The sequence below is a fragment of the Pseudomonas sp. PS01297 genome (assembly GCF_029959305.1).
Lineage (GTDB): Bacteria > Pseudomonadota > Gammaproteobacteria > Pseudomonadales > Pseudomonadaceae > Aquipseudomonas > Aquipseudomonas helleri.
In genome coordinates this window covers 39,652-61,164 of the sequence record NZ_JASCPQ010000020.1, presented here as the reverse complement: position 1 = coordinate 61,164, position 21,513 = coordinate 39,652, and the positions used below count along the sequence as shown (strand labels likewise).

The window sequence follows — 21,513 nt, the reverse complement described above, 5'->3', positions numbered from 1 at the left end:
TTTACCGGTCAATCCGGTAGGAGCGAGCTTGCCTCGCGATCTTTTGATCTTTAAAAGATCGCGAGGCAAGCTCGCTCCTACAGGGGGTTAGATGTGCTTAGAAGGTGTAATCCGCCGTCACGAAGACCGAACGCGGTTCACCCATGATCCATTGTTGGCCGTCATTGTATTGGCTTAAGGCGTATTGGCGGTTGAACAAATTGTTTACGCGCAGCCCCAGGGTGGTTTTTGGCAGGGCTTTCCAGCTCACGGTGGCATCCACCACGGTGTAGCTTGGCAGCACGGCAGTGTTGGCTACGTCTGCGTAACGCGCGTCGACATAGCGCACGCCGGCGCCCGCGTTCACGTCGTCGGTCACGGCTTTGCTCAGCCACAGGTTGGCGGTACGGCGCGGTACTTCGGCGGGGCGGTTGCCTTTGAGCGACACGCCGTCTTGATCGAACTTGTCGTATTGCGCACGGACGATGGCGGCGTTGGCCTGGAGTTGCCAGCGGTGTGGCAGTTGCAGATCAAGGCTGGCTTCCAGGCCTTTGGAAGACTGCTCGCCCACTTGCAGCGTGCGGGTGAAGTCGGCCGGGTCAGTGGTCAGCAAATCCTTTTTGACGATGTGATACGCCGCCAGTGTCCACTCGCCGCGCTGGTCCCAGAACAGTTGCTTGAAGCCGACTTCGGTCTGGCGCGCATGGGCCAGGCCAAAGTTTTGCTGGTTCTGGCTCAGGCTGATCAAACCGCCGACGCCATCGACGCTGGTGGCTTGTTGCGCGTAAACCGAGGTGTCCGGGGTCAGTTCGTAGACCAGGCCGACTTTCCAGCTATTGGCCGACAGGCTGCGGTCCGAGCGAGTGGTGAGGTTGTCCACCGAGAAATCATCGCGGTCCAGGTGCACCATGTCGCGGCGCACACCGGTCACCAGCGACAGCTGATCGGTCAGCTCGGTGCGGTTTTCGGCAAACAGCGAAAACTGCTGGGTGGTGGTGGTGAACTGGTCGCGGTAAGGCGAAGCACTTTGCCATTGGCCGCGGTCCGGGTGGTACAGGTCGATCGGCTGGCCGTCTGCGTCCACGTCGTGATACGGCGAGTTGCTGTGCAAGTTGAAGTGGATACGGTTGTAGTCCATGCCCACCAGGGTTTTGCTGTTGAGGCCGAACAGGTCATGGCTGAGCGCGAAGGTCTGGCGGTCGCCGACCTGCTCCTGCTCATGCTTGATGCTGAAATAGCCGCCGCGCAGCAGGGTTTGGCTGGCCTCGTCCCAGGCGTGGTTTTCGGCGTTCTGCCAACGACGCTGGGCCTTGAGGTAATACAGTTCGTTGGTGGCGGTCAGGTTGTCGTTGATCCGCCATTCGCTGTTCAGGCGCGTCCACTGATCGTTGTAGTGCAGCTTGGCGTCACTGACGTTGTAGTTCTTGTCGCGCAGCCCCTTGTGATAACGGCCATTGATCAACGGCACGCCAAAGTCGTTTTGCGGCTCCTGGTCGCCGTAGTCGTGGCTCAGGGTGAACGCCAGATCATCCGTGGCCTGCCAGCGCAGGGCCGCGCTGATAAAGGTGTTTTCAGAATCGCCGTGGTCGATCCAGCCATTGCTCTGGGTATGGTTGATGTTCAACCGGTAGCTCAGGGTGTCGGTCAGCGAGCCGCCGCTGTCCAGTGCCTGCTGTTGGCGATCGTAGGAGCCGTAGCCGACGCGGATGTGGTTTTCGATCTCGCCGCTGAACGGTTTTTTCGGGATCACGTTGATCACCGCCCCGGTCGCGCCTTCGCCGTACAACACCGACGCCGGGCCGCGCAGCACGTCGATGCGCTCAACCGACCAGTCGTCCACCGGGAAGGTCACGGTGCCCGCGCCGCTGTACATGCGAGTGCCGTCGTACAACTGCATGACCGAGCCTTCGCCGACAAAACCGCGCGCCGAGTAGGCCGAACCGCCGTTGCCCGGCGAGCCGGTAAAGCTGATGCCGGTGGTGCGGGTCACGGCGTCCTGCACACTGCTGTCGCCACGGGCGCGGATCTGCGCGCCGGTCAGGCTTTCGACGCTGGCCGGGGTTTCGAGGCTGCTGAGGTTCAGGCGCGAACCGGCGGTGGTGGCGGTCTTGAGGTCGATGCTTTCGGCATCGATTTGCGGGGCGGTGATGGTGGCGGCAGGCAGCATCAGGGACGGCGCGGTGTCATCCGCGTGGGCGCTGTTAACCACCAGCAGGCAAAGGCTGGAAAGCAGGTACTTGTTCATTAGGGCAGTGAGTCGCTTTTTTCTAAAGGTGTGCCCGCTGCCTCCTGGCGGCGGGTGATCGAGCTTAAATTGTTTTGTTACACAGTAACAACAATTTCTCGCGTGATACTGGCGTGCCAGTATCCACATATCTCCGGATCGCGCATCTCGGATGTTTCATCCCCACTATGAAGCACGCTCATGTTGAGGCTTTGAGCGCACGAGCAACAGCAAACGGTCGAGCAGCCAGACGCTGATCAACGAGGCACCGACCAAGGGGAATGCCACGGCCAGGGCGAGGATGATCACCACCCCGGTTTTCCAGGTCGGCAGGTCATGGCGCAGCGTTGGCACGCCGAGGCCGCCTTTGGGGCGGCGTTTCCACCAGATCACCAGGCCGCTGGTCGAACTCAGCAGAATCATCAGGCAGATCAGCAGAATCGCGATCTGGTTCAGCGAGCCGAACAATTTGCCTTCGTGCAGCATCACGCCCATTTCCGTGGCGCGGGCGACGTTGCTGTAATGCTGCCAACGCACATCGGCCAGGACCTCGCCGGTGTACTGATCGACATGCAGGGTGGCGTCGTTGCGCGGGTCGTCAGCGAACACGGCAATGGTAAACACGCCTTGTGCCGTGGTGGGCAGGGTGATGCTGTAGCCGGGTTCGACCTTGCGCGTGCTGGCGGTGTCGACCACCTGTTGCAAGGTGATGCCGGGCGCCGCCGGGCCAGACGTGTGAGCGCCGTGGGCCATGTGCTCGGCGTGCGCGCCGGACACCGGCATCGGTGTGTTTTCCATGGCCCAGGGCACGGTCTGGCGGGCGGCGCTGTTGAGGCTGCGGGCTTCAACGTCTGATTGGGGCACGTTGTTCCACATGGCGGCGGGGAACTGGTTCCACAGGTCGGCGTATTGCTTGCCCCAAAAACCGGTCCAGGTCATGCCGCTGATCAGCATGAACAACAGCAAGGCTGCGCCCCAGAACCCGGTAACGGCATGCAGGTCGCGCCACAAGACCCGGCCGCGACGGCTCAAGCGCGGCCACAAGATACCCGCCGCAGATTGTCCGCGCGGCCACCACAGGTACAGGCCGGACACCACCAGCACCACGCCCCAGCCAGCGGCGAGTTCCACCAGCCGGTCGCCGAGGGTGCCGATCATCAACTCACCGTGCAGGGCACGGGCCACGGCTTGCAGGTTGAGCTTGGCATCTTGCTCGCCCAGTACTTCGCCGCTGTACGGGTTGATAAACACATTGAGCTGGCGCCCGGCGTTGCTGAGCACAAATTGCGCGCTGCGCTCAGGGTTGATCGGCGGCAGGTACTGGCTGATATGGCCCTGTGGATAAGTGGCCTGCACGCGCTGGAGCTGGTCGTCGGCACTGAGGCGGTGATGGCCGGGGCTGACGTTGATCAGGTGGTCGTAGAGCAAAGGGTCGAGCTGGGGTTTGAACAGATAAATAATCCCGGTCAGGGCCAGCAGAATCATGAACGGCGCGACAAACAGCCCAGCATAGAAATGCCAGCGCCAGGCCAGATTGTAAAACGATGGTGTGGGTTGGCTCATCAGGAGCGGCTCCGCAAAGAATTCATCAGGTGTAGGAGCGAGCTTGCCTCGCGATCTTTTGATCTTTAAAAGATCGCGAGACGAGCTCGCTCCTACAGGTGGTGTCGGGTTTAGAAGCTCACATCAACCTTGGTCCAGAGCGTGCGGCCTGGTTCGTTGATCGCGGTCGGGTCGTTTGACGGGTAGCCAAACCCGGCGTTGCCCGCCATGTTCAAGTGCTCGCTGTAGGTTTTATCCAGCAGGTTGTCGACCCCGGCGCTGACCTTGAGGTTTTTGTTGATGCGGTACGCGCCGTTCAACGAGAACACGCCAAAGCCGGCGCTCTTGCCGTAGTCCTTGCCGACCACGTTGCCCGCGTTGCGGTCGATGCGATCCTGGCGTGCAACCACACGCCACAGGGCGCCAGCGCTCCAGTCGTCTTCGCTGTAGGTCAGGCCGAGGCGGGTGTCCAGCGGCGGCATTTGCGGCAGGGCTTTTCCGTCCGTGGTGTTTTTGCCCCAGGCGTAGGCCAGGGTCGCGTCGGCTTTCCAGTGTTCGGTCAGTTGGTACGCGGCGCCCAATTCGCCGCCCATGATGCGGGCGTTGATGTTCTGCGCCTGGGAGCTGGTTTGCGTGTAGTCGAACAGGATGTAGTCGTGAATCACCCCGGCATAGGCCGACACCCAGGCTTCGAGGTCCTGGGTTTTGTATTGCAGGCCGACGTCGAGCTGGGTGGTTTTCTCAGGCTTGATGGCGTCGAAGGCGTTCACCGAACCGGCCGGGCCGGAGTTGGGCGAAAACAGTTCCCAGTAATCCGGGAAGCGCTGCACATGGCCCAGACCTGCATACACCGTGGTCGGGCTGTTGGCCATGTCATGTTCATAACGCACGAAGCCGCTGGGCAGCGTGTCGGCGCGGGTGTTGTCCTGGGTCGGGTTGGGCTTGCTCATCATCCCCGAGCCCAGCCGGGCCCGGAAATCCTTGGCCGAGGCGCGGTCCAGACGGGCGCCGGTGATCACGCGATCGCGCTCGGCGGCGTACCAGGTCAACTCGGCAAAGGCGCCGTAGTTGTGGAAATCGGCGTCCTTGGTCCAGTTCTGCTCTTTGTAAGTGTCGATGCCCATGCCGGAGCGGGTGCGGTGTTCGTTGGTTTGCGCGTCGATGCCGCTGATCAATTGCACATCGGCCCAGCGCCAGGTGGCCTTGATGCGTGCGCCGAGGGTGCGCCGGTCAACGTTAACGCCCATGGGCCCGGCCATCATGCCGGTGCCGGACGGGGTGCGCAGGGTGTAGTTGTCCATCACGTGGTCGGCGTAGTTGTAGTAGACCTGTGCTTCGAGCTTGTCGAGCACGTCGCCGATGTTGGACTTTTCAAAGCGCAGACCGAGGCTTTCACGCTTGTACTGGCTGCCGTCCATGCCACGTCCGGCCGAGCGGGCTTCGCCATCGCCCTTGCCTGCGGTGAGTTCGAGCAGGGTGTCGGCGTCCGGGGTCCAGCCGAGGGCGACGTCGCCGTTCCACTTGTCGTAGCGCGACGGCACGGTGTGGCCGTCACCGTCTTTGTAGTCGTCGGAGTGGGCGGTGTTGCCGACGACCCGCAGGTAGCCCTGCGTGCCCCCGACGGCAGCATCGAGGGTCTTGTCGAAACGGCCGTTGGAGCCTGCCAGCACGCTGGCGTTGATGCGCGAACCCAGCTCACCGAAATGCTCGGGTTCACGTTCAAACAGCACCGTGCCTGCTGACGAACCCGGCCCCCACTGCACGCTTTGCGGGCCTTTGATGACGGTCAGTTTGTCGTAGGTTTCGGGGGCGATATACGAGGTTGGCGTGTCCATGCGTCCGGGGCAGGCGCCGATCATCTGGCCGCCGTTGGTGAGGATGTTGAGTCGCGAACCGAACATGCCGCGCAAGATCGGCTCGCCGTTGGTGCCGCCATTACGGATCAGGGCAAAGCCCGGGATGGTCTTCAAATAATCCCCGCCATCGCTGGCAGGCACTGGCTGGCGCGGGTCTTTGGGGTTGGTGACGATGGTCAGCGGCGAGCTGGGGGCGATGGCGGTAATCACCAGCGGGCTGATCTCATTGGCGTGTGCGGCGTGCTCGTCAAGTGTCTCGGCGGCCAGGGCGGCGGGTGCCAGCAACGCGCAGCACAGTGTGCTCAGGGCAAAGGGCAACACCGTGTGGGCGTGAGGCAAACGGGAGGCAGCAGTAAAGCGGGACATAGGCATTCCAGTATTCAAGCGAAAACAACACGGCCGACGCCCTGCGGCTGTCTAAAGCAGCGCCTGCAGGTCGGCCAAGTAGAGGATGTTGTGAACGTGCTTAAACGAATGCCGGCGGCGCCCGCGCGCGGGCGCCGGGGAAGATCGGTTGTTGCGCATGCCCAAGCCGTGTGGGCTGTGCCAGATAACTTTTGGGGCGCAGCGAGTCGAACAGGGTGATGTCAGCGGTGTGCGGCAGGGCCGGGCAACTGAACAACAGCGTGCAGTAACCGCATTTTTCCCACAGTGCATGGTGCTCGGCAGACGGCGCATGATGCCCGGCGTGTTCGCCGTGCGCCGACATGTCCATGCCCATCTCCATGGACATTGGCATCGACATGGAGCCGTGATGATTCATCGGCACCGCTTGGGAAATCAGCGGGCCGATAAAAATCATCAGCATGGCAAACAGGCTCAGCCAACTGCCGCGAATCTGCGACATGGAGTGCCTGGCGCGAGGGGCGCGCATGGGGCTCAAAAACCGGGGGCGTTAGTGAGCGTGCATGTGTTCCATGCTGTCTTCAGGGGGCTGTTTTTGCACCGAGACTTCAACCGGTATGTCACCGGCTTTCTCGAAGTGCAGGGTCAGCGGGAAGCGTTTGCCGTCTTGCAGCAGGCTGCGATCTTTAATGTCGACCAGCATCACGTGGTACGCCATCGGCCCGAAGGTCACCGTGCCACCGGGGGCAACGACGACGTCGGTCACCGGTTGCATGCGCATCATGTCGCTCTGCATCACGTGCTGGTGCAGCTCGGCGCCCCCGGCAATCGGGGTGTCGGCGCTGAGCAGGCGGTCGGCGGTGCTGCCGGTGTTATGGATCACAAAATACGCAGCCACGGTGGGCGCGTTGGGTGGCAGCTCTTGCGACCACGGGTGAGTGATTTGCAGATCACCGCTTTTGTATTCGTGGGCGTTGGCAAAACAGGCAGGCAACAACAAAGCCGCCGCAATAACGGCGTGCTTGAACAGGGGCAGGTTCAACATGGTCATTCTCCGAAATGATTCAGGCGCAAAAAGGTTGCGAGGACGAATCAGACCAGAGGGGAGGCGCGGGGGTTAAGACTCGGCCATTGCTGGCGCGGGGTAGGCCGTTTGAGGTGATCGGGAACCTGGCTGTGGCCACGTTCAATCGCGGCGAAATACAGCGTGGGGATATGCGCGGGCAGCGCCACCAGCGGTGCCGAGCCTGAGCAGCACCAGCAGTGCTGCATGTTTGAGTGATCGTCTTTGTGGCTGTCGGCGGTGTCGAACTTGCCCAGCGACACGGCCACCATCTTGGTGCCCGTGGAGGTGCAGAAACTGCTCCACATCACCTGCTCGGCCGGCTCGCTGCCAGTGGATGCCATGGCCCCGCCCATCGACATGGCGAGCATGTTGAACAGCACTGCGAAGCAGGCGATCCAGGCAAATGCAAACCGTTGTCGGGACATGACACATTCCATGAGTGAAGCGATCAAGGCGGCTATTTAGCCTGAATGGCCTGCGTAAGTAAAAAGGCCGTGTGTGTGGCGAAATGTCGCGTTAATCAGCAGTGTTGGCATTACGCAGCAGTGGCGTGGAGTTTTAGCCCCAATGCTTTCATGACTTTGATGATAGTTGTGAACTCGGGGTTACCTGTGCTGCCCAGTGCTTTGTACAAGCTCTCTCGTCCAAGCCCTGAGTCGCGGGCAATCTGGCTCATGCCTTGGGCGCGGGCAATATCGTTGAGCGCTGCGCGTATCAAGCTACCGTCACCGGGATCTTCTTCAAAACAAGCATCCAGATAGGCTGCCATCTCTTCAGGGGTTTTAAGGTAGTCAGCAGTATCAAAGCGGGTATGTTGTTCGGTCATGGTTTAGTCCTCACTACCCAATGTATGCACTATTTGTTTTGCGCGCTTAATGTCTCGCGCTTGTGTCGTTTTATCGCCACCAATGAGTAACAGATAGATCACTTTACCTTTGCGAGTGTAGTAGACCCGATAGCCGGGCCCGCAATGTATGCGCATTTCGTAAATGCGATCACCCACGGGTTCACAGTCTGAAAAGTGCCCCAATTCGGCAGCCCTGAGACGTGCAAGGATGCGCGCTTGGCCAATTTTGTCTTTCAGTGAGCTTAACCACTGAGCGAACTCATGTGTTTTTTCGAAAGTAATCATGCTGTGAAACGTATCTCGAAGGATACATTACTGCCAGCGATTACACATTCACAAATATCTTTCTCTCTTTAGGGCCTCCAAAGCCTCATTAGCTGCCCAAAAAGCTCGATCAACTTCAGGCAGCACCGGCCGCTTGAGAATCAACACCGGCACCCCGCGTTCGCGGGCGACTTCGAGCTTGGGTTCGGTGGCGCTGCTGCCGCTGTTTTTGCTGATCAGGACGTCGATGCGGCGTTGCTCAAACAGTGTGTGCTCTTCTTCGATCCGGAAGGGGCCGCGGGCGCCGATGACGTCACAGCGCTCATTGCCGGGGTATTCGTCGAGGGCGCGTAAGGTCCAGAACTGATGCTCGGGGATTTCGTCCAGATGTTCCAGCGGCTCGCGGCCCAGTGTGAATAGCGGGCGCTGGAAGGGTTTGAGGGCCTGAACCAATTCGGCCCAGTCGGCCACTTCACGCCAGTCATCGCCTGCTTGAGGCGCCCACGCCGGGCGACGCAGCGCCCAGCACGGGATGCCGCTGATGGCGGCAGCGCGGGCAGCGTTTTGGCTGATTTGCGCGGCGTAGGGGTGGGTGGCGTCCAGCAGCAGATCGATGCCCTGTTCGCCCATGTAGTGGGCCAAACCCTGCGCGCCGCCGTAGCCGCCCACCCGCACTTCGCAGCGCAAATCGGTGGGCACGCGGCCGACACCGGCCAGGCTGTAGACGTGTTGCGGGCCCAGGGTGCGGGCAATGGCCAGTGCTTCGGTCACGCCGCCGAGCAATAAAATACGTTTCATGCAAACCCTCCGGCATGGCCGACAACGGCGCCTTGGCGATCAATGGCAAACACTTCTACCTGCACCGACGCCGGCACAACGCTACGGGCGAAGTCCAGGGCGTGCTGGCACACCGCATCACCCAGGGCGATGCCTTGCGCGCTGCACATCGCCAGGGCTTGCTGACTGGTGTTGGCCTGGCGGATGGCCTCTTGCAGCGTGGGGGCAGCGCCAACGGCAGCCGCCCAATCGGCCAGTTGCGGCAAGTCGATGCTGGAGTGACGGCTGTGCAAATCCATATGGCCTGCGGCCAGTTTGCTGATTTTTCCGAAACCGCCGCACAGGCTCAACTTATCCACAGGGACTTTGCGCAGGTGCTTGAGGACCGCGCCTACGAAATCGCCCATTTCGATCAGCGCAATCTCCGGCAGGTTATACACGCGGCGCATGGTGTCTTCGCTGGCATTGCCGGTGCAGGCGGCGATGTGCAGGTAGCCGTTGGTCTTGGCGACGTCGATGCCCTGATGGATCGAGGCGATGTACGCGGCACAGGAAAACGGCCGGACGATGCCGCTGGTGCCCAGAATCGACAGGCCGCCGAGAATCCCCAAGCGTGGGTTCATGGTCTTGAGGGCTAGCGATTCGCCGTCCTGGACGTTGACGGTCACTTCAAAGCCACCGTGATAGTGGTGTTCGGCGGCCAGTTGCTGCAGGTGATCGGTGATCATTTTGCGCGGCACCGGGTTGATCGCCGGTTCGCCCACGGGCAACACCAGGCCTGGGCGGGTGACCGTGCCAACGCCCTGGCCTGCGACGAACACGATGCCAGCGTCGGGCAGCAGGCGAACGCGCGAGTACAGCAGCGCGCCGTGGGTCACGTCCGGGTCGTCGCCTGCGTCCTTGAGGGTCCCGGCTTCGGCGCCATCGGCCTGCATGCGGCAGAACTCCAGACGCATGGTCACCACTTTGCCTTTGGGCAAGGTGATTTCCACGGCGTCATGGCTGACGCCGCTGAGCAAAAGCCGGGCGGCGGCCAGGCTGGTGGCCGTGGCGCAACTGCCGGTGGTCAGGCCGCTGCGCAAGGGCGCGGGTTGTTCGGCGGTTTCGTCACGCATCAAAGGGTTTGGTCATCTCTAACAAGGTAATGGGCAGCGCTTGGCGCCATGTGTCGAAGTCGCCCAGCGGTTGGGCCTGGGCGACGTGAACCCGCGTCAGCTCGCCGCCATGGCGTTCGCGCCAGCTCATCAGCAATGTTTCGCTTTGCAGGGTGACGGCATTGGCCACCAGTCGCCCGCCGGGCTTGAGCTGTTGCCAGCAGGTGTCGAGCACACCCGCGCGGGTGACGCCGCCGCCGATAAAAATCGCGTCCGGACGCTCCAGGCCTTCCAGTGCTTGCGGAGCCTTGCCTCGAATGAGCTGCAGGCCCGGCACGCCCAGCGCGTCACGGTTGTGTTCGATCAGTTGCTGACGGCCGCTGTCTGCCTCGATGGCCAGGGCCCGGCAGCTCGGGTAGGTGCGCATCCATTCAATACCAATCGAGCCGCTGCCTGCGCCCACGTCCCACAACAGTTGCCCCGGCAAGGGCGCGAGGCGGGCGAGGGTGATGGCGCGTACATCGCGCTTGGTCAGTTGGCCGTCGTGCTGGAAGGCGCTGTCCGGCAAGCCGCCCACGCGGGACAACGGCTGCGCGTTGGCCGAGGCGATGCATTCAATGGCAATCAGGTTCAGGGCCGCGACGGGCGGGTCATTCCATTCGTCAGCGCTGGCTTCAACGCGCCGTTCGGCCGGGCCGCCCAGGTGCTCCAGGACACTTAAGCGGCTTGGGCCAAAACCGCGTTCGCGCAATAGCGCCGCAACGGTGGCCGGGCTGCTGCCGTCATTGCTCAGCACCAGCAGGCGTGCGCCGCTGTGCAAGTGAGCATTGAGCGCAGCCACCGGACGGGCAACCACTGACAGCGTGGTCACGTCTTGCAAGGCCCAGCCCAAACGTGCAGCCGCCAACGAGAAAGAGGAGGGCGAGGGCAGCACGTGCATCTCGGCGTTTTCAACCACGCGTGCCAGGCTGGCGCCTACGCCGAACAGCATCGGGTCACCACTGGCCAGCACGCACACTGGCTGGCCGCGCAATGCCAGCACCGGCGCCAGCGAAAACGGGCTCGGCCACATCAGGCGCTCGGCGCGGATGCACGCGGGCAGCAGGTCGAGCTGGCGCTGGCCACCAAACACTTGAGCAGCATTTAGCAAGGCCCGGCGCGCATTTTTGCCCAGACCGCTGAAGCCGTCTTCACCGATTCCCACAACTGTTAGCCAGGGCGACATGCCAATCCTCATTTCAAACACCGGTTCGTTCATCCAGGATCAGGGCAAAAGGCCTGCGGATACAGGCCGCATGATAGCGCGCCTTGGCCCCCTAACTAAGTAGTGCCTTGCAACGCTGTGTGCGGCGTAGCGTTCAGGGATATGCCTATCCCTATTGCGAGCTGAACCATGAGCACCCCTTCTTTGCCTTTTTATGCCCCGCAAGCGCTGCACGACACGTACCTCAAAAGCCTCGACCTCGCCCAGACCAAAGACATCATCAATGCCGACGAAAAAGAGCGGTTGGGCTCGCTGCTTCAAGACGAAACTGGCGCCAGAGCGGTTTATGCCTTTTACCCGATTGTGTCCCGCGATCATTACCGCCCGGTGCACTGGGTTGCCGGGCTGATCCTCAGGCTGGACCTGGCGCCGGCTTCGGCCGTGTTTTTATTCACCGCGCTCGGCAGGTTTGAGCGCTTCGCCACCAAAAGCGCGTTGCGCACGGCATTGCAGCTGCAGTTGGACAGCACTCAAGAAAACAACGAACTGCTGCGATTTTGTCCCGTTGATGTACGATTTTTTTTAACCCAAACAGGCTATCTGTCGCTGGTCACCCGGCAAGTGTCGGGATCTGCCATGGCCGGTATGAGCCTGGCCATAGAGAACTTGTTGCGCAATTGCCAGACGCAAACGCTGCAAGCGCTTGTCGAGCTGCCGACACTTCGCTCGGTGCTTGATCGCAGCGTGTCTTACGCGGTGATGAATGAGTTTACGGGCACGTTTACGGATGCATTGGGAGTTCAAGTGCGTAGCACTCGGTTGGGAGGCAACTCATTGCGTGAGGGCGATGTGATTACCGCGAGCCTGAGCGCGACAGCGCTGGATTACTACCTGCAAGGTGGCTTTGCGGCGCAGCACCGTCGTGAATACCTGGGCCTGCCTGAGGCTTTGGCTTCACTCAGTCTCAGCGATATCGAGCGGCGCTTCGAGCGAGTGCTCAGGCACGCCAGCGAGGGCTTGGAAGGCAACATGCAAGGGGTGTTACGTAACGCCTGGTGGCCAGCGTCACGGCCCCAGCTTGCGCTGCATGACTACTGTGTTGCCCGCCAGGGCGATATGTTTTATCACCAGACAGTGCAAGCACTGCACGAACAGCACATGACGTCTGCGCAATTTGCTCAGTTGCAGCACGTGCTTTCAGGCACCTATAAGGACGTGCAGGCACGGGTGGCGCGGTTGGCCGTGTTTGACCCGGACAGGGGCGAGGTGCGCTTGTCCGGTGTGTTCTGCATCTTTTTTCCGGGGCAGGATTCGCCGGTTTTTTTATTTGGCGGGGCTGAAGGTCTCCAGCGGTTTGAAACACGCGCCCGGCTTAAAGAGGCGATATTGTCGCCCTTGAGAGCCCCCTCCTTGTACGACTCCATTGCCCGTTATGCCGCGCTGGACCAGCAAGCGTTGCTCGCAGACATGCGAGAGCTGCGCCTGAGTGTCGAGAACATTGATACGGATGTGTTCAGCAATTGTGTGCAAGCCATTCACAAAAAACAGGCCAGTGACGTCGTATTTCTACTCAAAGAGTTCAGGGCCAGGCGTATTGCCCTGGCGGGGGTCGATCATGCGCTGGATGTCCGCGAGCTGATTGATCAGGGGCTCTTGGCGCTGAGCCCCCCGGAGCGCTGGAGCAGCCGATTCATGCCTCACGCACATGAATTGACCCTTACCCCGCGCAGCCAGGGTGGCCAGGCCGATCTGTTGAGTGTGAAGCTGCCCCGAATCGAAGCCCAAGTGGATGAGCTGTTACGCGATTGGCCTACCGCGAAAATGATTGCAACGGCTCGCCTGCAAACGCTGCTGGTTTCCCACGGGCATGCTCCCTCGGATGTTCACCGTCTTGTGGTTCAAGTATTTGATCAAGCGCCGCAGCCGGGCGTTGTACCCGTTCGCTCACTGTCGCTGGTCGAGGCGCTGTTGGAGCGGGTGACAGGTTATCAGCCGTTGCCGCAGAACCCGGATCTGATTCAAGTCTTCATACAGCCGTTAGCTAACGGAGAGCTCAAACCGACCCGGCTATTGGCCGCAACCAAGCTGCTGACGCTGCTGGAACAAGCGTCGCCGTCATTTGTGCAACTCATGGTGCAGCGCCAATGGGCTTTTTTTCACGCCCCGTATACAGCGCAGGGTCCTGATGCGCTGGTAGACAGGCTTAGCACTTTGAGAATGGTCATGTTGCGGGCAGAGTTGCGTCTGCTTGGCCTGGAAAACCATCTTCAAGCCACTGATCGGGCTGTGGTTGGCGTGGTGTTGGGCAATCCGATCAGTGATCAGCGCCCGGCGCTGGATCAATTTGTGCCGGATGTGTTTGCGCCAAGCGTGTCTTTTAATGGTTCCGCAAGCCTGCTGGACATCACCAATTGCTTACTGTTTACCCAGCGTGGCGGCCTGGAATCAGACAATGCAGGGCGTGCCGTGTTCTGGAGCCCGGTCTGGGGCTTTGAAAGTTTTGAATCGGTGGACGCGTGCAAGGCCATGCTCGAAGCCCGCCTGATGGATAAGGGCTTGCGTTGGGGGCTACTGGCCCATGTGAATGCCTCAGAGCAGGCGCGGGTTGTCAGTTATCTGGAGGGCACATCACTGTGGCACCCGGCCGGGCAAAACGATTGGTTTTACTTCGAGCGCTTTGAGGAGGACTTCACTCGCCAGAGCCAGAATACCGTTATCAACCAGTTGCTGGCCGATACCCGCCATGTGTGCAGCCTTGCCGTGAAGACGCCCCTTTCGGCGCAGGGCTTTGAAAACAGTTTCAAGAGCCTGCTGCTGGCCGGCAGGGCGGGCGTGCAAGTGGCGCGTGTCAGCGAAATGGCACGTCTGCAACTGTTCAAGGCTTCGCTGCCTGAGTGGTTGAAGTCTGCCAGCGCCGCCGATCAGAAGGCTTATGCCGATGTCTTGCAACGGTATCAGCGCAGCACAGAGGCCGTTCAAAGTTATCTGCACAACATCCCGCTATTGTCGGTGTATTCAAATGCGGTGCTGACGGCACGTCTGAATCTGGATTTTCCGGGAGTCAACCTCAATCCCGAAGACATTGAGGTCGTCATCGATACTTACCTTGCGGCCCCTGTACCGGTCGGCAGCACGCCGTCATTTCTGCCTGCTGCGACCACACACAGTGTGCAGTCCCTCACTCGGTTCGCCTTGAGCGGCCTGCATCTTATTAGCGAGGGCGTGATGTTTGTGCGGTTGCGAGAGGGTGGCGCGCTACCCATTACTTTCAATGCGCTCTATGTGCGCCGATTGGTGCGGGAACTGGACCTTGGCACACATTATCAGGACCTTATAAAAACCATGCTGGCACCTGGCCGGGAGGGTGTTGCCCTGCGTCAGCAGCAGTTTGCCGAGCAACTGGCCGTGCAGATGCTGGAGCAGGCCATGCGGCAAAAACTGCAGGACCCGGAGTTTGAAACCGCCTACCGCTATATTTGCCATGTCGTCAGCATGCCTGACGGCGCGGCGCGCGAGTCTCTGGACCGGGTGTACATCACTGTGCGGCCCTTTGAATTGATCGAAGAGCCCGGCGCCGACCCGGATCCAGTCAGGGGCGTTTATATCATTGGCCCGGTGGAGCCAAAGTCAGGTCCACAAGTTCTCTGGATCACTTACAGCGAGCGCTTCACCTTCAAGGCCTACGCTGATGACGCGGCCTTGCTTGCTGATTTGGGCGTCAATACAGAGCTTCAGGCCGACATACTGCAACGCATCGCGCCCTATACCCGCAGAGTTTATGACCATGGCGGCTTTGTCGAGCCGCATCTGGCGCGCTATGGGGACTCCTCGCTGAACTGGCTGTTGCTTAAGGCCTTACCGCCGACTCTGGCCAGAACCCCGATTGCCGGCAATCTCTTCAGGGTGATGTACAAGGACAACTACGAAGCGTTGCTAAAAATGGCTGCGGCGCAAACTGAAACCACGGCGCAGGCCGATTGGGAGGCGTTCAAGTATTTGATGTCGCTTGTTATCACCAGTGCACTGATGTTCCTGCCCGCCAGGCTCAATATTCCGTTAGTGGTCTGGCAGTCACTGGGCTGGTTGTCGCAAGGGGTCGAAGCCGCAAAAAAAGGCGATTGGGGAGAATCCGTGGCCGAGTTCGCAACCATGCTCTTGCTGTGTGCCAGTGGTTATGGCGTGTCACGCCCGTCATCGGCCAGCCATGCGCCAGTTGAACCAATAATCGAACCGGTTCGCCTGACAGCACAGCAACGCGCCGGGCTGGAACCCTTTCAGGTGCATGATGTGACGCTGCTGGATTTGCGCACAGAGCCGCAGACGCAGTTGTTCAGTCACCCGCAGACGAAGTTGCACTATGTGCATCTGGATGGCTGTCTGTTCCGGGTACAGGCCTGGCGTGATCGCTGGCGCATTGATATTGGCGAGGGGGGTGATGGACCGCTGATTAAACTCAATGCGCGCAAGCTCTGGGAGCTGGATCCCAATGAGCCGCTGCTGGGTGGCGGGCCGGTCATGTCGACCACGGCGGCGTTGGCTGACCGCATCACCCATGAGATCCAGGCGACGGGCATGGGTAGCATCCAGCGTCAGTTCCCGGATAAAGCCCTTGCAATTCGCGACGCCCACGCCCAAGCCGTCACTTATCTGGAGCGCTGCCAGAATGCCCTGCACACACTGAACGAACCTGGTGCCGACAATGCTGCGCATCGCGAGCTGATCAAGGATTTTTTTGATGTGCCCAGCCTTGAACCGCACCTGCTGGATCGGCTGAATCACACCATAGAACCGATGTTGACGCGGTTTCTGCACCCTGACTTGTCGCCACTGACCTCCCGCCACTATGTGGTATGCCGTTCGCGTTTCAACGACAAGGCGGTGGCCTGGACTCATCGCTGGGACACCGACAAACGCGTGTTCCTGAGTGAGCGTTTTTTCACCACGCTGTTCGACACGCCTCAAGCCTTAAGCCATCCGTACCTCAAACCCACCGACCCGCCGTTTGCCGTCAATGCGCATTACCGCGCGTCTTTTCTGCTGCACGAAGTCAGCCATGGGGTGCTAAACACCGAAGATATCAACTACCTGAACCCCGGTTTTCCTTACGACGATCTGTTGGATGACACCAGCGAGTTTGGCAATCAGCTCAAAGCGTTTAACCAAATTATTCAGGAGTGCCACTCACCCCACTTACAGCCTGAGTATCTGTTTAAGCAATTTGATGTCGAGAGGCACACCTGGGCGGATATTCCGAGCAATCCGGGCAAGGCCAAAGTCAAGGCGGTTACCGGGGTACAGACCTTGGCTGAAGCCCGGTCGATCTTTACCGACGACCCGGTCAAGCGGGTCGAGTTGATGCTGGCCAATGCTGACACGGTGGTGCTGTTGATCACTCGATTGGGGCGTGTGCAGCCGGTTGTGGCTGAGGAGAGCAAGTCGGTCTAGGCATTCCGTCCGGCAAGCTTTTCATGCGGTTGCCCAAAGCAGGCATAATGCGCGACCTGCAATAGCGCATTGCCTGCTCTGGACCGACACGTGCCCCTGCCATCTGAACTCTCAGCGACGTCTCCTGTACGCCCGACCGGGTGCCCGGGGTTGTTGCGCATCGTCCAGGCGATGGACGGCGGTATCTGCCGGGTCAAACTGGCGGGCGGCGTGATCACTGCGCAACAGGCGCGCGCCGTGGCCGACGTGGCGCAGCGCTATGCCAGTGGCGTGATTGAAGCCACCAATCGCAGCAACCTGCAAATTCGCGGGGTTGGCACTGAGCATGCCGCACTGGTTGAGCCATTGTTGGCGGCGGGGCTTGGGCCTGCCAATGCGGCCAGTGACGATGTGCGCAACCTGATGCTCAGCCCGACGGCCGGGATCGACCCGTATCAAACCATCGACACCTGGCCTTTGGCGCGACAGATTCTGGCCAGCCTTGAGAGCACCCCGCGTTTTGCCGAGTTGTCGGCCAAATTTGCCGTGCAACTGGATGGCGCAGAAGCCTTGGCGATGCTGGAGCATCACCATGATCTGTGGCTGTCGGCGTTCGTGTGCAACGGCCAAACGTTGCTGGGGTTTGGCCTGGCGGGCTGCCCGGCGCACGATGCGCCGCTTGGGGCGGTGCCGCTGGCGTACGGGCATGAGCTGGTGATGGCCGTGCTCACGCTGTTTCTGGACGTGGCGCGCGCTGAGCAGACACGCATGCGTCATCTGCTTAAAGACCTCTCGGCGGCTGATTTTGTTGAGCAACTCGCGTTGCGCATGCCGGTACCCATTGCCCCGCTAACCCACTGGCGGCGTGACCGGCCGGTGCTGCAAAGCCCGATCGGCACTTATCCACAGCGTGAGCGCGGGCGTGTCCATGTAGGCGCCGCGCTGGTGCTGGGGCGACTGGATGCCGCGATGCTCAACGGTCTCGCGCAACTGGCCAGCGAGTATGGCAATGGCACTTTGCACTTTACCCCTTGGCAAAGCGTGTTGCTGCCGGATGTGCGGGCCGAGGATGCGCCGTTACTCACGCAGGACTTGCACGCATTGGGCCTGCTCTGCGAAGCGCAAGCCCCGCTGGCGCACCTGATTGCCTGTACCGGCTCCAGTGCCTGTGCCAAGGGGCTGGCGGACACCAAAGCGGATGCACGGCACCTCGCGATGCTGTTGTCACAGCCGCAGACGATTCACCTGACGGGCTGCCAGCGCGCCTGTGCGGCGGCCCATGTGGCGCCGGTCACCTTGCTGGCCGTGGCGCCCGGTCATTACGACCTTTATTTACGCGCACCAGAGCACGCCGGTTTCGGTGTTCTGCGCGAACGCAATCTTACTATTGAAGCGGCGGGTGCTTGGCTTGAAGCCCGCCAACGGAGCAACACCGATGATTGATTACATCCGCGACGGTCAAGAGATCTATCGCAATTCGTTCGCCATTATTCGCGCCGAGGCCAACCTTGCGCACATCCCGGCGGACCTTGAAAAACTGGCCGTTCGGGTGATTCATGCATGCGGGATGGTCGATGCCGTCGAAGACCTGTGCTTCTCGCCGGGCGCCGGTAAAGCCGGGCGCGATGCGCTGGCCGCTGGCGCGCCGATTCTGTGTGATGCGCGCATGGTGCTGGAGGGGGTGACGCGCACGCGTTTGCCGGCCAATAACGCAGTGATTTGCACCCTCAAAGAAGACGGCGTTGCCGAGATGGCCCGCGAGGCGGGCAACACCCGTTCTGCTGTCGCTCTGGAACTGTGGCGCCCGTACCTGGAAGGCAGTGTGGTGGTGATTGGCAATGCGCCGACCGCGCTGTTTTACCTGCTGGAAATGATCGATGCCGGGGCGCCGAAACCTGCACTGATCCTTGGTTTTCCGGTGGGCTTTGTCGGTGCCGCCGAATCCAAGGCCATGCTCGCCGCCGACAGCCGTGGCATACCGTTCGTGGTGATGCAGGGCCGTCGTGGCGGTAGCGCGATGGCCGCTGCTGCCGTTAACGCCTTGGCAACGGAGATCGAATAATGGCGCAACCAGGACGTTTGATCGGTTTGGGCGTGGGCCCGGGCGATCCCGAGTTGATTACGGTGAAAGCCTTGCGCCTGCTGCGCGAGTCGCCGGTGGTGGCGTACTTTGTGGCCAAAGGCAAAAAAGGCAACGCGTTCGGCATCATTGAAGCCCACCTGCAAGCGGCACAAACGCAAATGCCGCTGGTGTACCCGGTGACCACCGAAGTGCTGCCCGAGCCGCTGTCATATGAGCAGATCATTAGCGACTTCTATGACCAGGCCGCTGAAGAGGTGGCCGAGCACCTGCAGGCTGGCCGTGACGTGGCGGTGATCTGCGAAGGCGATCCGTTTTTCTACGGCTCTTACATGTACCTGCATGATCGTCTGGCTGAGCGTTTTGAAGCCCAGGTAGTGCCGGGCGTGTGCTCGATGCTCGGTGGCGCGTCGGTGCTGGGCGTGCCATTGGTGTACCGCAACCAGAGTTTGTCGGTGTTGTCGGGCGTGCTGCCCCACGATGATCTCAAGCGTCGCCTGGCCGATGCCGATGCCGCAGTGATCATGAAGTTGGGTCGCAACTTTCATAAAGTGCGCGAAGTGCTGGCCGAACTGGGCCTGGCTGACCGCGCGCTGTACGTCGAGCGCGCGACCATGAGCAATCAGAAAATCGTCCCGCTCAATGACGTAGACCCGATGTCTTCGCCGTACTTCTCACTGATCATCGTGCCCGGTGAACGGTGGCAAGGATGAGTCGCCCAGCCCCGGCCATTGTGATTTTGGGCAATGGCAGCCTGGCCACAGCGCGACGCATCCAGCAGCTTTATCCACAGGCCGTGATTCATGGCTTGTTGGATCGCGTTGACGGTGCGGATCGTACTTACAGCGATTTTGGTGCCAATCTGCGTCAGTTATATCAGCAGGACACGCCGATTATTGCGCTCTGCGCGGCAGGCATCGTGATCCGCACCCTCGCGCCCTTGTTGCTGGAAAAAGGTGCCGAGCCGCCGGTGCTGGCGGTTGCCGAAGACGCCAGCGCGGTGGTGCCGCTGCTGGGCGGGCTGGGAGGCGTGAATGATCTGGCGCGTACTCTTGCGGCGGGTTTGGGGGTGGCGCCTGCCATCACCACCAGCGGTGAGCTGCGGTTTGGCACCTGCTTGCTGAACCCGCCCAGTGGCTATGCCTTGGGCGATCTGGAATTGGGCAAGCGCTTTGTTTCGGATTTGCTGGCTGGTGAGCCGGTGCGCATTGAAGGCGAGGCGCCTTGGCTGGCGCAGGCGCAATTGCCCGAAGACCAGCAAGCGCGTCTGGCGATTCACGTGGGCCATGCCGAGCGCGAGCCGTCGGCCAACGAACTGCTGATCTACCCGCGCAGCGTCCTGCTTAAAGTCACCCAGGAAGTGTCGGCGCAGGTTCTGCGCGACGCGTTGCATGAGGCGCAACTGGCCTGGCAATCGCTGGCCTGTGTGGTGGCCGATGACAGCCTTATGGCCAGTGCCGGGCTGCGTGAGGCGGCCAGCGAACTGGCGGTGCCACTGCGTTTTGTCAGCGCGGATGAGCCCGTTGTTGCAGCCGCCTGGCGTGAACTCGCCAATGGCGTAAGCGTGGGTGTGGCGGATACGCCTTTGGACCCGCAGCACATCGGGCGTGCACGCGGGCGTTTGGCCGTGATCGGCCTGGGCCCCGGTGCCGCCGAGTTGATGGTGCCCGCCGTGAAAGCTGAGCTGGTGCGGGCCAATGACGTGCTGGGGTATGAGACCTACGTGCGCATGGCCGGGCCGTTCCGGGCCGACCAAGTGCTGCACTGCACCGACAACCGTGAAGAAATGCAGCGTGCGCGTCACGCCTTTGAGTTGGCGGCGCAAGGTCGCTCAGTGGTGGTCGTGTCTTCGGGGGACCCAGGCGTGTTTGCCATGGCGGCTGCTGTGCTTGAGGCCCTGCATGAGTCTACTGACCCGCAATGGCACAACGTGGATCTGGAGATCTTGCCAGGCGTCTCGGCGTCGCTGGCCACAGCGGCTCAGGCGGGCGCGCCTTTGGGCCATGACTTTTGCGTGATGTCGCTGTCGGACAACCTCAAGCCCTGGAGCATCATCGAAAAACGCCTCGACCTGGCCTCCCAGGCGGACCTGGCTCTGGCGTTCTACAACCCGATCTCCCGTTCCCGGCCCTGGCAATTGGGCGTGGCGCTGGAAATCGTCGCGCGGCATCGTACGCCGCAAACGCCGGTGGTACTGGGTCGTGACATCGGTCGCCCCGGCCAGACGTTACGCGTCACCACCCTGGGGGAATTGACCCCGGAACAGGTCGATATGCGCACCATGGTCATTGTCGGGTCGTCTACCACGTGTACCTTTGCGCGAGCCGATGGCCGCGAGTGGGTATATACACCGCGTTGGTACGGCGACAAGCCTTGATCATGTGAATTAATTAAAGGGGGACCTGCCTGTGCCTTGGCAGCCGTTCGACCTTCTTTGGCCTCGTGACTTTTTGGTGGTTGTTTAAAAGATCGCGAGGCCATGCTTTGTCAGGTGCTCATGCTGTTTTTTTAAAGGTATGAGAGTGTCTGAATATTCCTCAGTGTTTGTTGGTTAAGTCGCAGATGATTGTTGATAACTCTTATGTTGACCTTGGATATTGTCAATAAATGCTAGGTATATACTTTGAAATGAATGGCGCGCTTTGCAGGAGTGAGTATTCAAGAGGTGTGGGCGGTATATTACTGAAAAAAAGGAATTATTTAAGTTAAATTATTTCCTGGATTTTCGTCTTTCGTTGATCAGATAGGCAGTGGACGCTTGAGGCCGGTGTGTCTAAGGTTTCAATTGTCTGCATCCGCAAGACAATAAAT

At 60.7% G+C, this 21,513-nt stretch carries 16 protein-coding genes; 5 read left to right on the top strand and 11 right to left on the bottom strand.

Annotated elements, in window-relative coordinates; translation table 11 throughout:
• Window positions 1-97: 97 nt before the first annotated feature.
• From QMX84_RS08975 to cbiE, 11 genes are all read right to left on the bottom strand, one after another.
• The gene (locus QMX84_RS08975; RefSeq protein WP_282363631.1) at window positions 98-2,224 is read right to left on the bottom strand and encodes a TonB-dependent receptor; all 2,127 of its coding nucleotides are present in this window, start codon (window positions 2,222-2,224) and stop codon (window positions 98-100) included.
• 165 nt (window positions 2,225-2,389) lie between these two features.
• Window positions 2,390-3,766, bottom strand: a complete 1,377-nt coding sequence (locus QMX84_RS08970) for a PepSY domain-containing protein (protein ID WP_282363630.1) — start codon at window positions 3,764-3,766, stop codon at window positions 2,390-2,392.
• 110 nt (window positions 3,767-3,876) lie between these two features.
• Entirely contained in the window at window positions 3,877-5,967 is a 2,091-nt protein-coding gene (locus tag QMX84_RS08965; RefSeq protein WP_282363629.1) for a TonB-dependent copper receptor, read from the bottom strand.
• A 100-nt stretch (window positions 5,968-6,067) separates the two neighbouring features.
• Window positions 6,068-6,448 carry a DUF2946 domain-containing protein gene (locus QMX84_RS08960; protein ID WP_048366529.1) on the bottom strand — a complete coding sequence of 127 codons (381 nt, stop codon included), beginning with the start codon at window positions 6,446-6,448 and terminating at the stop codon, window positions 6,068-6,070.
• Between the two features lie 48 nt (window positions 6,449-6,496).
• The gene (locus QMX84_RS08955) at window positions 6,497-6,991 is read right to left on the bottom strand and encodes a copper chaperone PCu(A)C (protein ID WP_282363628.1); all 495 of its coding nucleotides are present in this window, start codon (window positions 6,989-6,991) and stop codon (window positions 6,497-6,499) included.
• A 47-nt stretch (window positions 6,992-7,038) separates the two neighbouring features.
• Window positions 7,039-7,437 carry a DUF2946 domain-containing protein gene (locus QMX84_RS08950; protein WP_048366527.1) on the bottom strand — a complete coding sequence of 133 codons (399 nt, stop codon included), beginning with the start codon at window positions 7,435-7,437 and terminating at the stop codon, window positions 7,039-7,041.
• A gap of 110 nt (window positions 7,438-7,547) precedes the next feature.
• Entirely contained in the window at window positions 7,548-7,838 is a 291-nt protein-coding gene (locus tag QMX84_RS08945; RefSeq protein WP_123751203.1) for an addiction module antidote protein, read from the bottom strand.
• 3 nt (window positions 7,839-7,841) lie between these two features.
• Window positions 7,842-8,144: a type II toxin-antitoxin system RelE/ParE family toxin gene (locus tag QMX84_RS08940; protein WP_262126350.1), complete on the bottom strand. Its 303-nt coding sequence runs from the start codon at window positions 8,142-8,144 to the stop codon at window positions 7,842-7,844.
• A gap of 48 nt (window positions 8,145-8,192) precedes the next feature.
• Entirely contained in the window at window positions 8,193-8,921 is a 729-nt protein-coding gene (locus tag QMX84_RS08935; protein ID WP_282363626.1) for a cobalt-precorrin-6A reductase, read from the bottom strand.
• Window positions 8,918-10,015 carry a cobalt-precorrin-5B (C(1))-methyltransferase gene (locus QMX84_RS08930; protein WP_282363625.1) on the bottom strand — a complete coding sequence of 366 codons (1,098 nt, stop codon included), beginning with the start codon at window positions 10,013-10,015 and terminating at the stop codon, window positions 8,918-8,920. The genes QMX84_RS08935 and QMX84_RS08930 overlap by 4 nt, the downstream gene beginning before the upstream one ends.
• Complete coding sequence (cbiE, locus tag QMX84_RS08925) at window positions 10,008-11,219, bottom strand: precorrin-6y C5,15-methyltransferase (decarboxylating) subunit CbiE (RefSeq protein ID WP_262126347.1); 1,212 nt, start codon at window positions 11,217-11,219, stop codon at window positions 10,008-10,010. Before cbiE ends, QMX84_RS08930 begins: the two co-directional genes overlap by 8 nt.
• Before the next feature lie 168 nt (window positions 11,220-11,387).
• Here cbiE and QMX84_RS08920 point away from each other — a divergent pair, with 168 nt between their 5' ends.
• The 5 genes from QMX84_RS08920 to cobJ all read left to right on the top strand — a co-directional run bounded on the left by QMX84_RS08920 (window position 11,388) and on the right by cobJ (window position 21,079).
• Window positions 11,388-16,643 carry a DUF6543 domain-containing protein gene (locus tag QMX84_RS08920; protein WP_282363624.1) on the top strand — a complete coding sequence of 1,752 codons (5,256 nt, stop codon included), beginning with the start codon at window positions 11,388-11,390 and terminating at the stop codon, window positions 16,641-16,643.
• A 96-nt stretch (window positions 16,644-16,739) separates the two neighbouring features.
• Window positions 16,740-18,065, top strand: coding sequence for a precorrin-3B synthase (gene cobG / locus QMX84_RS08915; protein WP_282363632.1), 1,326 nt, complete (start codon window positions 16,740-16,742; stop codon window positions 18,063-18,065).
• Window positions 18,058-18,684, top strand: a complete 627-nt coding sequence (locus QMX84_RS08910; protein ID WP_123751209.1) for a precorrin-8X methylmutase — start codon at window positions 18,058-18,060, stop codon at window positions 18,682-18,684. Before cobG ends, QMX84_RS08910 begins: the two co-directional genes overlap by 8 nt.
• Window positions 18,684-19,415, top strand: coding sequence for a precorrin-2 C(20)-methyltransferase (locus tag QMX84_RS08905; protein WP_048366521.1), 732 nt, complete (start codon window positions 18,684-18,686; stop codon window positions 19,413-19,415). The genes QMX84_RS08910 and QMX84_RS08905 overlap by 1 nt, the downstream gene beginning before the upstream one ends.
• Window positions 19,412-21,079 (top strand): precorrin-3B C(17)-methyltransferase, encoded by a 1,668-nt coding sequence (cobJ, locus tag QMX84_RS08900; RefSeq protein WP_282363623.1) that lies wholly within the window; start codon window positions 19,412-19,414, stop codon window positions 21,077-21,079. Before QMX84_RS08905 ends, cobJ begins: the two co-directional genes overlap by 4 nt.
• Window positions 21,080-21,513: the final 434 nt, after the last annotated feature.

What these genes read in the sequence shown, in the direction of transcription:
- QMX84_RS08975 (WP_282363631.1), bottom strand. Translation starts at nt 2,224, where the DNA reads ATGAACAAGTACCTGCTTTCCAGCCTTTGCCTGCTGGTGGTTAACAGC.
- QMX84_RS08970 (WP_282363630.1), bottom strand. Translation starts at nt 3,766, where the DNA reads ATGAGCCAACCCACACCATCGTTTTACAATCTGGCCTGGCGCTGGCAT.
- QMX84_RS08965 (WP_282363629.1), bottom strand. Translation starts at nt 5,967, where the DNA reads ATGTCCCGCTTTACTGCTGCCTCCCGTTTGCCTCACGCCCACACGGTG.
- QMX84_RS08960 (WP_048366529.1), bottom strand. Translation starts at nt 6,448, where the DNA reads ATGTCGCAGATTCGCGGCAGTTGGCTGAGCCTGTTTGCCATGCTGATG.
- QMX84_RS08955 (WP_282363628.1), bottom strand. Translation starts at nt 6,991, where the DNA reads ATGTTGAACCTGCCCCTGTTCAAGCACGCCGTTATTGCGGCGGCTTTG.
- QMX84_RS08950 (WP_048366527.1), bottom strand. Translation starts at nt 7,437, where the DNA reads ATGTCCCGACAACGGTTTGCATTTGCCTGGATCGCCTGCTTCGCAGTG.
- QMX84_RS08945 (WP_123751203.1), bottom strand. Translation starts at nt 7,838, where the DNA reads ATGACCGAACAACATACCCGCTTTGATACTGCTGACTACCTTAAAACC.
- QMX84_RS08940 (WP_262126350.1), bottom strand. Translation starts at nt 8,144, where the DNA reads ATGATTACTTTCGAAAAAACACATGAGTTCGCTCAGTGGTTAAGCTCA.
- QMX84_RS08935 (WP_282363626.1), bottom strand. Translation starts at nt 8,921, where the DNA reads ATGAAACGTATTTTATTGCTCGGCGGCGTGACCGAAGCACTGGCCATT.
- QMX84_RS08930 (WP_282363625.1), bottom strand. Translation starts at nt 10,015, where the DNA reads ATGCGTGACGAAACCGCCGAACAACCCGCGCCCTTGCGCAGCGGCCTG.
- cbiE (WP_262126347.1), bottom strand. Translation starts at nt 11,219, where the DNA reads ATGTCGCCCTGGCTAACAGTTGTGGGAATCGGTGAAGACGGCTTCAGC.
- QMX84_RS08920 (WP_282363624.1), top strand. Translation starts at nt 11,388, where the DNA reads ATGAGCACCCCTTCTTTGCCTTTTTATGCCCCGCAAGCGCTGCACGAC.
- QMX84_RS08910 (WP_123751209.1), top strand. Translation starts at nt 18,058, where the DNA reads ATGATTGATTACATCCGCGACGGTCAAGAGATCTATCGCAATTCGTTC.
- QMX84_RS08905 (WP_048366521.1), top strand. Translation starts at nt 18,684, where the DNA reads ATGGCGCAACCAGGACGTTTGATCGGTTTGGGCGTGGGCCCGGGCGAT.
- cobJ (WP_282363623.1), top strand. Translation starts at nt 19,412, where the DNA reads ATGAGTCGCCCAGCCCCGGCCATTGTGATTTTGGGCAATGGCAGCCTG.